At 65.7% G+C, this 11,260-nt stretch carries 11 protein-coding genes and 3 pseudogenes; 11 read left to right on the forward strand and 3 right to left on the reverse strand.

Annotation, left to right across the window (positions count from 1 at the left end; genetic code table 11):
• Nucleotides 1-35: 35 nt before the first annotated feature.
• Nucleotides 36-1,730 (forward strand): AMP-binding protein, encoded by a 1,695-nt coding sequence (locus tag TBU01S_RS09030; protein ID WP_068636308.1) that lies wholly within the window; start codon nucleotides 36-38, stop codon nucleotides 1,728-1,730.
• Between the two features lie 89 nt (nucleotides 1,731-1,819).
• On the opposite strand, the gene TBU01S_RS09035 is transcribed toward TBU01S_RS09030, so the two are convergent.
• Nucleotides 1,820-2,206, reverse strand: coding sequence for a hypothetical protein (locus tag TBU01S_RS09035; protein WP_068636309.1), 387 nt, complete (start codon nucleotides 2,204-2,206; stop codon nucleotides 1,820-1,822).
• A 110-nt stretch (nucleotides 2,207-2,316) separates the two neighbouring features.
• Between TBU01S_RS09035 and TBU01S_RS09040 the strand changes: the two genes are divergently transcribed.
• The 5 genes and pseudogenes from TBU01S_RS09040 to TBU01S_RS09055 all read left to right on the forward strand — a co-directional run.
• A complete protein-coding gene (locus TBU01S_RS09040; protein ID WP_068636310.1) occupies nucleotides 2,317-3,246 on the forward strand; it encodes a hydroxymethylglutaryl-CoA lyase in 930 nt (309 codons plus the stop codon).
• A 333-nt stretch (nucleotides 3,247-3,579) separates the two neighbouring features.
• Nucleotides 3,580-3,780, forward strand: a complete 201-nt coding sequence (locus TBU01S_RS22980; RefSeq protein WP_083953525.1) for a DUF1289 domain-containing protein — start codon at nucleotides 3,580-3,582, stop codon at nucleotides 3,778-3,780.
• Complete coding sequence (locus TBU01S_RS09045; protein ID WP_068636311.1) at nucleotides 3,777-4,016, forward strand: DUF1289 domain-containing protein; 240 nt, start codon at nucleotides 3,777-3,779, stop codon at nucleotides 4,014-4,016. The genes TBU01S_RS22980 and TBU01S_RS09045 overlap by 4 nt, the downstream gene beginning before the upstream one ends.
• Complete coding sequence (locus tag TBU01S_RS09050; protein WP_068636312.1) at nucleotides 4,013-4,933, forward strand: MBL fold metallo-hydrolase; 921 nt, start codon at nucleotides 4,013-4,015, stop codon at nucleotides 4,931-4,933. Before TBU01S_RS09045 ends, TBU01S_RS09050 begins: the two co-directional genes overlap by 4 nt.
• A pseudogene (locus TBU01S_RS09055) lies at nucleotides 4,934-5,260 on the forward strand (ABC transporter transmembrane domain-containing protein); the annotation flags it as partial. It lies immediately after the preceding gene.
• Nucleotides 5,261-5,378: 118 nt separating this feature from the next.
• Here TBU01S_RS09055 and TBU01S_RS09060 read toward each other — a convergent pair.
• Nucleotides 5,379-6,401, reverse strand: a complete 1,023-nt coding sequence (locus TBU01S_RS09060; RefSeq protein WP_068636314.1) for a helix-turn-helix domain-containing protein — start codon at nucleotides 6,399-6,401, stop codon at nucleotides 5,379-5,381.
• Between the two features lie 333 nt (nucleotides 6,402-6,734).
• Between TBU01S_RS09060 and TBU01S_RS09065 the strand changes: the two genes are divergently transcribed.
• The 5 genes and pseudogenes from TBU01S_RS09065 to TBU01S_RS23815 form a co-directional block, all read left to right on the forward strand.
• Entirely contained in the window at nucleotides 6,735-7,646 is a 912-nt protein-coding gene (locus TBU01S_RS09065) for a hypothetical protein (RefSeq protein ID WP_245650879.1), read from the forward strand.
• Nucleotides 7,643-8,647, forward strand: coding sequence for a U32 family peptidase (locus TBU01S_RS09070; RefSeq protein WP_068636316.1), 1,005 nt, complete (start codon nucleotides 7,643-7,645; stop codon nucleotides 8,645-8,647). The genes TBU01S_RS09065 and TBU01S_RS09070 overlap by 4 nt, the downstream gene beginning before the upstream one ends.
• A 107-nt stretch (nucleotides 8,648-8,754) precedes the next feature.
• Nucleotides 8,755-10,275, forward strand: a complete 1,521-nt coding sequence (gene adh / locus TBU01S_RS09075) for an aldehyde dehydrogenase (protein ID WP_068636317.1) — start codon at nucleotides 8,755-8,757, stop codon at nucleotides 10,273-10,275.
• A gap of 87 nt (nucleotides 10,276-10,362) precedes the next feature.
• Nucleotides 10,363-10,743, forward strand: coding sequence for a DUF779 domain-containing protein (locus TBU01S_RS09080; protein ID WP_068636318.1), 381 nt, complete (start codon nucleotides 10,363-10,365; stop codon nucleotides 10,741-10,743).
• Between the two features lie 46 nt (nucleotides 10,744-10,789).
• A pseudogene (locus TBU01S_RS23815) lies at nucleotides 10,790-11,007 on the forward strand (aldehyde dehydrogenase family protein); the annotation flags it as partial.
• Between the two features lie 16 nt (nucleotides 11,008-11,023).
• On the opposite strand, the pseudogene TBU01S_RS25215 reads toward TBU01S_RS23815, so the two are convergent.
• A pseudogene (locus TBU01S_RS25215) lies at nucleotides 11,024-11,169 on the reverse strand (IS110 family transposase); the annotation flags it as partial.
• Between the last annotated feature and the right edge of the window lie 91 nt (nucleotides 11,170-11,260).

An 11,260-nucleotide genomic window follows, 5' to 3' on the forward strand; every position in this document is an offset into this window, starting at 1 on the left:
AGCCGGCGCAGCCATGAGGATCAAAGGAGACGAAGATGACGAGCAACATCCCGAGTTACGTGCACGGTTCGACCGGCAAGGAACTGATCGGCCAGACTCTCGGCCGCCATTTCGACGAAGCCTGCGCCCGCCACGCCGAGCGCGAGGCGCTGGTGGTGCGCCACCAGAATCTGCGCCTGACCTACGCGCAGCTGCGCAGCCGCGTCGATGCGCTGGCCTGCGGCCTGATGCGGCTGGGCCTGAAGCCGGGCGAGCGCATCGGCATCTGGTCGCAGAACAATGCCGAATGGGCGCTGACCCAGTTCGCCACCGCCAAGGCCGGCCTGACGCTGGTCAACATCAACCCTGCCTACCGCCGCACCGAGCTGGAATACGCGCTGAACAAGGTCGGCTGCCGCGCGCTGGTGCTGTCGCCGGCCTTCAAGAGCAGCGACTACCTGGAGATGATCACCGACCTCGCGCCCGAACTGGGCCATTGCGAGCCGGGCCTGCTGCGCAGCCACCGCCTGCCGACGCTGGAGATGGTGATCCGGATGGGCGCCGGGAAGTCCGCCGGCATGATCAGTTTCGACGACCTGCTGGCGCCGCCGGCCAAGGATGAACTGGCCGAACTGGAGCGGCTGGGCGAGCGGCTGCAGTTCGACGACCCGATCAACATCCAGTTCACCTCGGGTACCACCGGCCATCCCAAGGGCGCCACGCTGTCGCACCACAACATCCTCAACAACGGCTTCTTCGTCGGCGAGGCGATCAAGCTCGTGCCGGGCGACCGCCTCTGCATCCCGGTGCCGCTGTACCACTGCTTCGGCATGGTGATGGGCAACCTCGGCTGCCTGACGCACGGCGCCACCATGGTGTATCCGTCCGAGGCCTTCGAGCCGCTGGCGGTGCTGGAGGCGGTCGCGGCGGAGAAATGCACCGCCCTGTACGGCGTGCCGACGATGTTCATCGCCATGCTCGACCATCCGCGCTTCGCCGAATTCGATCTCTCCAGCCTGCGCACCGGCATCATGGCCGGCAGCTCCTGCCCGATCGAGGTCATGAAGCGCGTCATCGACAAGATGAACATGGCCGAAGTGACCATCGCCTACGGCATGACCGAGACTTCGCCGGTCAGCTTCCAGAGCGGCACCGACGACCCCATCGACCGCCGCGTGTCCACCGTCGGCCGCATCATGCCGCACCTGGAGGTGAAGATCGTCGATGGCGAAGGCCGCATCGTGCCGCGCGGCATGCGGGGCGAACTATGCACCCGCGGCTACTCGGTGATGCTCGGCTACTGGGGCGACGAGGCCCGGACCCGGGAAGCCATCGACGCTGCCGGCTGGATGCATACCGGCGACCTCGCGGTGATCGACGACGAGGGTTTCTGCAACATCGTCGGCCGCATCAAGGACCTGGTGATCCGCGGCGGCGAGAACATCTACCCGCGCGAGATCGAGGAGTTCCTGTACGCCCATCCGCAGATCCTCGACGTGCAGGTGGTCGGCGTGCCCGACCAGAAATACGGCGAGGAACTGTGCGCCTGGATCATCCTGCGCGAGGAAGGCTCGATCAGCGAGGACGACGTGCGCGCCTTCTGCCAGGGCCAGATCGCGCACTACAAGATCCCGCGCTACATCCAGTTCGTCGACAGCTTCCCGATGACGGTGACGGGCAAGATCCAGAAGTTCCTGATCCGCCAGAAGATGAAGGAAACGCTCGGGCTCGAAGAAGTGAAGACCGCCTGAGGGGGGGCTTTGCCCGTCGTCGGACGCTTCGTCTGCGCGTTCCGGACTGCCGCTGTGGATGGACGATGAAGCGGAGCCGAAGAGGAGGCTCAGTCGCTGAAGAGCTCGCCGCAGTCGTCGCAGGCAAAGTGCCATTCATTCGGGCCGCAGCGAATGAAACCGGTTGCTGCTGCGGTGATGCGCCAGTCGCAGCGTTCTCCGTCCGCGCGCAGGGTGCCCTCCACGAAACACGGGGCGACCGGGTAGTTGTCGGCAATTTGCCGTGAGCTCAGTACGCGGGCGCGGCTGAAGAAGGTCGCGGCTTCCGTGTGGGTGAGAGCAACGTCGGCCGTGGTGCAGTCGAGCGGAGCGATGGAACGGAAATCCTTGACGAAAACCTCGTCGAGATACCGAGGGGGATTCGAATGGGTCGGAAGCCCGGCGCAGCCAAGGAGCGATGTCACGAGCAGGGTACTGAGAGCGAACTGGATCACCATTGCTTGCGCGGCCTCATCGGGAAGCGGCTGAGGATAGGATGTGTGAATAGCCTTTGCAATGTTGCGAGAGCACTTGCCCATATGAAAACGTGTTGCTTGGATGGGATGAAATGAAACAGCTTCCAGGGAAAGTCCGCATCGTCGAGATGGGGCCGCGCGACGGGCTGCAGAACGAAAAGCGGCTGGTGTCCGCCGATACCAAGGTCGAGCTCGTCCGCCGCCTGGAGGCGGCAGGCCTGAAGGCGATCGAGACGACCTCCTTCGTGTCGCCCAAGTGGGTGCCGCAGATGGGCGACAACACCGAAGTGCTGAGCCGCGTGCTGGCTGCCGCCGCGCCGGGCGTCGCCTATCCGGTGCTGACGCCCAACCTGAAGGGCTTCGAGGCTGCGCTGGCCGCCGGTGCGACCGAAGTGGCGGTGTTCGGCGCGGCTTCCGAATCCTTCAGCCGCAAGAACATCAACTGCTCGATCGCCGAATCGCTCGAACGCTTCCGCCCCGTCACCGAGGCGGCGCGGGCGGCGGGCGTCAGGGTGCGCGGCTACGTGTCCTGCGTGGCCGGCTGTCCCTATGAAGGCGAAGTGGCGCCGCAGGCGGTGGCCGAGGTGGCGGCGACGCTGAGCGAGATGGGCTGCTACGAGATATCGCTCGGCGACACCATCGGCACCGGCAATCCGGCCAGCATCGCGCGCATGCTCGACGCGGTGATGCGCCGGGTACCGGCCGAGCGGCTGGCGGGCCACTACCACGACACCTACGGCATGGCGGTGGCCAACATCCACGCCTCGCTGCAGATGGGCGTGGCGGTGTTCGATGCCTCGGTCGGCGGCCTGGGCGGCTGCCCGTATGCGGCAGGCGCGTCGGGGAACGTCGCCACCGAGGACGTGGTCTGGCTGTTGAACGGGCTGGGCATCGATACCGGCATCGACCTCGACGCGCTGGTCGACGTGGCGGCCTGGATCAGCGCGCAGCTGGAACGCGAGCCGGCGTCGCGGGTGGCGCGCGCGGTGCTGGCCAAGCGGGCGAAGGCGGGCTGCATGTAGCACCGGATGCCCCCGCCCTTTGTGGAAGAGGACACCCGGTTAGGAGCAATGCCGTTCACTTGGGAGATTTCGCTCGTCGTGTAGGAGCGGCTTCAGCCGCGAAAGGCGCTTGTTCGCGGCTGAAGCCGCTCCTACGGTGAAAGAGGCTCCTGCTTGAACGAACGGTATTGCGGTCAGGTGCGCCCGGCTTGGGGGCGCCCGTTCAGGGCCTGGGGGAGGGCGGGCCGCGACGGCGTTTTGGCCCGGCCTGCGCCGACTCGGTCATAATCCGGCCTGCCATCCACGAGACGGTGCACATGCATGCGCCGTCCGCGCCCCACCGAGAGAGTCGCCATGAATCCTGCTTCGCCCTGTATCAACGTCTGCCGCATGAGCCCGGAAACGGGCTGGTGTGAAGGCTGCCAGCGCACGATCGAGGAGATCGCACGCTGGAGCCGCACGACGGATGAGGACCGCCGGTCCATCCTCGCCGCCGTGGCCGAGCGCCGCGTGTGGCTGGAGGAGGCCGGCCAGCCGGTGGAGGTGCGCGAATGAGTGGCGATGCGCTGTGCGTCGGCGTCTGCATGATCGACTGGGAGTCGGGCGTCTGCCTGGGCTGCGGCCGCACGGCCGACGAGATCTACGGCACGACGGACACGCCCGAAGCCGCGCCGCAGGCCGGCGGAGCGTCCGGGGACGGTGCGCCGGCGGCTGAATCGCCGGCTGCCGATGCAGTGGTTGTCGACGCGCCGGCTGTCGGTGTAGCGCCCACCAAAGAGGACGAGGCTTGAGCACACCGCCGCGCCTGCCCGATACGCTGCGCGTGCTCGAACGCGGCTGGCTGTCGGCCAACAACGTGCTGCTGTTCGACGGCGACGAAGCCACGCTGATCGATAGCGGCTACGTCACGCACGCGGCGCAGACCGTGGCGCTGCTGCACGCCGCGCTCGAAGGCCGGCAGCTCGGCCGCCTGGTCAACACCCATTCGCATTCCGACCACATCGGCGGCAACGCCGCCGTGCAGCGCGCCTTCGGCTGCAGCATCACGGTGCCGAAGGGCATGGCGCAGGCGGTGGCGGACTGGGACGAGACCGCGTTGCTGCTCAGCGTCATCGACCAGGCCGGCGAGCCTTTCCGGGCCGACGCCACGCTCGCAGCGGGCGGGCGCTTCGTCGCCGGCGAGCTGGAATGGCAGGCCATCGCCACGCCCGGCCACGACATGGACGCACTGGCCTACTACAACGCCGAGCGCCGCATCCTGATGTCGGGCGACGCGCTGTGGCGCGACGGCTTCGGCATCCTGTTCGCCGACGTGCTCGGCACCGGCGATGCGCTCGGCGAGACGCGCCGCACGCTCGAAGCCATCGGCCGGCTGGCGGTGGACGTGGTCGTTCCCGGCCACGGTGCGCCCTTTGCCGAATTCGACGATGCGCTCGAACGCGCCTTCGCCCGCCTGCGCGCCTTCGAGGCCGACGGCGCGCGCATGGCGCGCAACGCCATCCGCGCCTGCATCACCTTCAGGCTGCTCGACGTGCGCAGCATGGCGCTCGACGAATTGCCGCGCCATCTCGACGAGACGCCGCTGTACCGCGAGGCCAATCGGCGCTTCCTCGGCCTGACCCCCGATGCGCTGGCCGCCTGGCTGGTCAAGGAACTGGAGCGGGCCGGCGTGGCGCGGCGGGAGCACGGCGCGCTGGTCGCGAGCTGAATCATGCGGCGGCTGGAGGGTGATGTGGTGGAGCTCCAGTGCTTCGCCGTCGACAGCCTGTTCGCCGCGGTCAGCAGCGTCATCGGCTTGGTCGGCGCGCTGGTGTTGATGCTGAGCCTGTCGTGGCAGTTGTCGCTGCTGGTGCTGGTATTGGTGCCGCTCGAGGCGGCCTGGCTGCGCTGGATGCGGCGCAAGGTGGAAGCGCGCACGCGCACGCGCACGGTGCGCGAGCGCGCGGCTGACGTGTCGAGCTTCCTGGTCGAGACGCTGCCGGCAATGAAGTTCATCCAGGTGTCGCGGCGCGAAGCCGACGAGCGCGCGAAACTGGCGATCCGCAACCATAAGCCGCTGTACCAAGGATCACTGCACCTGGTAACCGGCCCGCACCGCGTCGAAACTAGGGAGAGCATAGGTGCTCGGTTCGCGCCAGAGGCTTCCGCGCTGATCAGTGCCCCGGCGTGATGGAAATACAGGGTGTCTTGCGCAGTGTCGCAGATGGCAGTTCGCCAAACAAAGCTTTGTAATAGGCGGAAAACATACCCATGTGCCAGAATCCCCACTTACAAGCTATTCCATTTACCGAGCCCTCGGGACCCGCCATCAGCAGATCCTTTCTCGCTCCATGAAGCCTGACGTAGCGCAAGAAGGTGACAACGTTGATGCCCAGCACGTTCATGAAGGCGTGATGCAGCCCCCGCCGGCTCATCTTGAGATGGGCACTCAGCTCGGTGACCGTCGGCGGACTCTCACGGTTGGCAAGGACGTATTGCCGGGCACGCTCGACGATTGAGCGCTGCACGAAATGGCTGCTGCGCGCCGCCTCGCTTTCCGCTGAGCATGCCAGTACCGCGTGCAGCACGGCGCTCAGGATGGTCTCAACCATTGCCTTTATCGAGCCCTCGTGCTCCAGCACCTCCGGCGTCGATACCGCCGACGACAGCACTTCCTTCAGCGACACCCGCAAGGGGTGGGCGACCGCCTCCGGCAGCTCGCGCGTGTGCGAGCCCGAGATCGGCAATGGCGCGTCCCGTCCCGTGGTATCGCGTGCGAAGGCATCGAACACGTCGCGGTCGATGACCACGACCAGGATCGTCGACTTCTTCGGCGTGCGGAAATGCAGCTCCTCGTTGGGGCGCAGCATCATCAGCGAGTCGCGCGCCACGTGGTAGCCCTGCCAGTAGCCGCCTTCCTCCATATAGACCGGCACGCCGATCGTGTAGCTGTTGCGCCGCGGGTTGGCCTTCTCGTCCACGCATTGCCAGATCGTCTCGCGGAAGATCTGGATCGGCCCGATCGTCGTTTCGATGATCTCGCCGTGAAAGGGCCCCGCCGATAGCTGCAAGTAGTCCTGCATCCAGTCCCGAAGGCTGGCCGCATGCACACAGGGGTCGTCGGTGGGGATGACGGAACATCGCTCGGTCGACCAGCGCGATGCCGCCTGGCCCAGGGGCAGGCCAGTGTTCATCATCTGGATTCGTCTCCTCAAGCGCCGCCGCATGGATGCGGCCTCCGGTACGCACGATCACTCGCCAGGGGGCGGTTATTCCGCCGGCTTTTTCAAGATTAGGTCCGTGGTCGGGGCGTCGCAAGAGCAAGCGGCGCCCCGCTTCGGCGTCTGGCCGATTCTTGATAGCGCCAGCCAGACGCTATGGCCGTTTCACGATACCTCCCGCTCCTGCCCAGCCCTAACATGCCGCAAAACTCGCATCAAGGCTGGATGCGTCGGCCCCGCCGGCCGGCCCTTTCCCGCCAGCAGCAATTCGACCCGCATTGGACGGGTCAGCACCGGGGGCAGACAAACATGGCCGCAACAGCATCGATCGTCGAAAGTATCGAGCCGCAAAGATTCGGAGGAAGTCCCCTCGAACTTGCGGTATCGATGGTCAACCCGATGTCGCTTGCCAAAGTCGGCAACCCCTCCACCCGGCACGCCTACTGGCAGGCCGCGCTGGGCGACACTGAGCTGGCCTCATGGCTCGCGAACTTCACGCCCACCCACCTGTACGTCGGCAGCGAGTTCTGCGAGCACCTTCTGCCTGGGCTGAGGGCCTGGGAGAAAGCGATCGCCCATGCGCAGGCGGTGCACTGCCGCGTGTGCCTGCTCACACCGATCGCTTCGCCACAGCTCATCCGGGATCTCGGCGAATTGCTGCCATCCCTTCCGGATGGCAGCGAGGTGATCGTCAACGACTGGGGCGCGGCGCATTTCGTACGCGAGCGTTTTCCGGCACTCCACCTGATAGCCGGCCGGCTGCTGTGCCGGATGATGAAGGATCCTCGGCTCGGCCAGGCCAGCCAGGCGGTCACGTTCAGATTCGATCCGCGGCCCTTGCGGGCGATGTTCGCCCGTTTGAGCATCCGCCGAATGGAAATCGACGTGCCGCTCTCCACCGATGCCGGCACGTTTTCCACACTGCCGCTGCCGACCGGCGTCCATGTTCCATTTGCCTGCGTTGCCAAGGGCAGGATGTGCCGGATCGGATCGAGTTCGATCCGGGGATCGGAGCGATTCGCCGTCGGGCGCAAATGCAGGAAGGAATGCCTGAAGGTCAGTGCACAACTCGAACGGCCCGGCTTCCGTGACACACGGGAGGTCTATCAGGTCGGCAATTCCATCATCAGCAAGCATTCGGCGACGATGCTCGATGCCGTGAGGAGCGCAGTCGAGCAGGGTTTCATCAGCCGGATCGTCGTGCCGGGGGAGGCAATATGAAGATCGTCGCACCCATTGCCAGCGTGGAGGAAGCCGAAGCGCTGGTGCGCGCCGGGGCCCGGGAGTTTTATTGCGGCTTCGTCCCGGACGAATGGATCGGCAGGTTCCGTGCCGTGAATGCCAACCGGCGGCCGTCGGGCAATTTGCGTGATCATGCCGAGCTCCGCCGCGCCGTCGACGTCGCGCATCGGCACGGAGGTTCGATCTCGCTGGTCCTGAATGCGCAGAGCTACACCGACGAACAGATCGCGGCCACCATCACACTCGCCGACACCTTCCTGCAAATCGGTGGAGACTCGTTGATCGTGTCCGATTTGGGGCTGGTCGGCGAATTGTTCCAGCACGTGCCGCTGTCGCGCATCCACGTCAGTTCCGTGGCGACCTGCCGCAACAGCAGCGCTGCTCGGCTTTGCAAGGAACTGGGTGCATCACGGATGATCCTGCCGCGCGATGTGACGGTTGGCGAGGCCTGCGAAATCGCCGCCGAAGTGCCAGGCATCGAAATCGAAGCCTTCATCCTCAACGATGGCTGCGTGTTCGAAGAAGGCGCGTGCGCCACACTCCATCTGCCACAGAACCTGGGCGGCCCGATCTGCCTGGACAATCACCCCCCTCACTACAGGCGGCGTAGCGGCGGAAAGCTGGATGGCCCCGCCCTCGACAGGCTTCGCGACAATGACGAGGAATACCGGAAATGGCTCTGGTATCGCTTCTCCTGCGGATTCACGACGAATGCGGCGGGAATGCCCTTCGGCCCCTGCGGACTGTGCGCGCTGCCCATCCTGCTGAGAGGCGGAATCGCTGCCGTGAAGATCGCCGGCAGGGAAGCGCCCACGGCCAGGAAGCTGGCCAGCGTGCGCATGGTCAAGGCGGTTCTCGACCGCGCCGAGGCAGGGGAGGACGATGAACACATCATGCAATTTGCGCAGGCCTTGAGGCCCTCCGAGCAGCACTGCCGAACGGGATACATGTGCTACTACCCGGAGGTGCTCGGGCATTAGATGCCAGTTGCCCCCCGATCGTTTACAGCACCCCGTGAAGATGGAACGGGGACCGCCACGCGGACATTTGTCCAACCACCATCATCATTACACGAGGAGACATCGAGATGATCTACGCAATGCCCGGTCAATCCGGGGCCCCGGTGCAGCACAAGGCGCGGTACGACAATTTCATCGGCGGCCGTTGGGTTTCGCCGGTCAAGGGCCGGTACTTCGACGTGGTGACGCCGATCAGCGGCCAGGTGTACACGCAGGCGGCGCGCTCCACCGCCGAGGACATCGAGCTGGCGCTGGACGCGGCGCACGCGGCGTTTCCGGCCTGGAGCAAGACGCCGGCGGCCGAGCGGGCCAACATTCTGCTCAGGATCGCCGAGCGCATCGAACAGAACCTGGAACGGCTGGCCTACGCCGAGACGGTCGACAACGGCAAGGCGATCCGCGAGACGCTCAACGCCGACATCCCGCTCACGGTCGATCACTTCCGCTACTTCGCCGGCTGCCTGCGCGCGCAGGAAGGCAGCATCAGCGAGATCGACGAGAACACCGTGGCCTACCACCTGCACGAACCGCTGGGCGTGGTCGGGCAGATCATCCCGTGGAACTTCCCGATCCTGATGGCGGCGTGGAAGCTGGCGCCGGCGCTGGGCGCGGGCAACTGCGTGGTGCTCAAGCCGGCCGAATCGACGCCGGTCTCGATCATGGTGCTGGTCGAGCTGATCGCCGACCTGCTGCCGCCGGGCGTGCTCAACATCGTCAACGGCTTCGGCCGCGAAGCCGGCATGCCGCTGGCCACCAGCAAGCGCATCGCCAAGATCGCCTTCACCGGCTCGACCTCGACCGGGCGGGTGATCGCCCAGGCCGCGGCCAACAACCTGATTCCGGCCACGCTGGAGCTGGGCGGCAAGTCGCCCAACATCTTCTTCGCCGACGTCATGGACCGCGACGATGCCTTCCTCGACAAGGCGATCGAAGGCATGGTGCTGTTCGCCTTCAACCAGGGCGAAGTGTGCACCTGCCCGAGCCGGGCGCTGATCCAGGAAAGCATCTACGACCAGTTCATCGAGCGGGTGCTCGAGCGCGTGGCGGCGATCAAGCACGGCCACCCGCTCGACACCGAGTCGATGATGGGCGCGCAGGCCTCGCGCGAGCAGATGAGCAAGATCCAGTCCTACCTGGCGCTGGGCAAGGAAGAAGGGGCCGAAGTGCTGATCGGCGGCGACAGGGCGAATCTGGGCGGCGAGCTGAGCGAGGGCTACTACATCCAGCCCACGCTGTTCAAGGGCCACAACAAGATGCGCATCTTCCAGGAAGAGATCTTCGGCCCGGTGCTGGCGGTGACCACCTTCAAGGACGAAGCCGAGGCGCTCTCGATCGCCAACGACACGCTGTACGGGCTGGGTGCCGGGGTGTGGAGCCGCAACGGCAACGTGGCCTACCGCATGGGCCGGGCGATCCAGGCCGGGCGGGTGTGGACCAACTGCTACCACGCCTATCCGGCGCACGCGGCCTTCGGCGGCTACAAGGAGTCGGGCATCGGCCGCGAGACCCACAAGATGATGCTCGACCACTACCAGCAGACCAAGAACCTGCTCGTCAGCTACAGCGAGAACAAGCTCGGGTTCTTCTGAGACGGCTCTCCTCCCGCGCCTGCTTGCGGGCGCTTGGTCGGGGGCAGGCAGCTGCCCCCGACACTTGTATTGCGGAGCGGAAAAAACATGGTCCAGCGCGTCATCGCCACACCTGCGGCGCTCGAATTGATCGATCAGCTCAAGGCCGAGCACGGCCCCGAACTGATCTTCCACCAGTCCGGCGGCTGCTGCGACAACAGCGCCGCCAACTGCTACCTGCCCACCGATCTGACCATCGGCCCATACGACGTCCATCTCGGCGAGATCGGCGGCGTGCCGTTCTACATCAGCGCGTCGCAATACGAATACTGGAAGCACACGCAATTGATCATCGACGTGGTGGAAGGGACGGGCGGCACCTTCTCGCTGGAAGGCGGTACCGGCAAGGCCTTCCTGACCCGGTCGCGGCTGTTCGACGACGACGAGATGGCCGAGGTGGAAGCCGAGGATCGCGCCCGCGGCCGCTAGCTGCGGCAGCCCTTCCCGCCAAGAGGCGCAGTGTTCCTCTTCGCCCGGCGTATGGGTGTGGAGCTGCAACGGTAACGTGACCTACCGCATGGGCCGGGCGGGTGTGGACCAACTGCTACCACGCTTTATCCAGCGCATGCAGCCTTCGGCGGCTGCAAGGAATCGGGCATCGGGCGCAAAACCCGCAAGATGATGCTCGATCACTACCAGCAGACCAAGAACCTGCTCGCCAGCTACAGCGAGAACAAGCTCGGGCTCTCCTGAGTAACCGTCTTCCGAGTCAAGCAAGATGAAGGGAATTGCCCCACGGCGTGTTGGTGCGAACCATGGCGTTAAGGGTGATGAGCAGCTTGCGCATGCAAGCGACCAGGGCGATCTGGGCAGTTTTCCGACCGCGATGAGAAGCTCGTAGAAGGTCTTGATGGCGCCCTCCGCAGCCGGCGACGCAGGAGCCACGCCTTATCCCCCATCTCACGAAAGTGAGTTTTCAGGCGGCCTTCGGGCCGCTTCTTTTTGG

It is taken from the genome of Thauera butanivorans NBRC 103042 (assembly GCF_001591165.1).
GTDB lineage: Bacteria > Pseudomonadota > Gammaproteobacteria > Burkholderiales > Rhodocyclaceae > Thauera > Thauera butanivorans.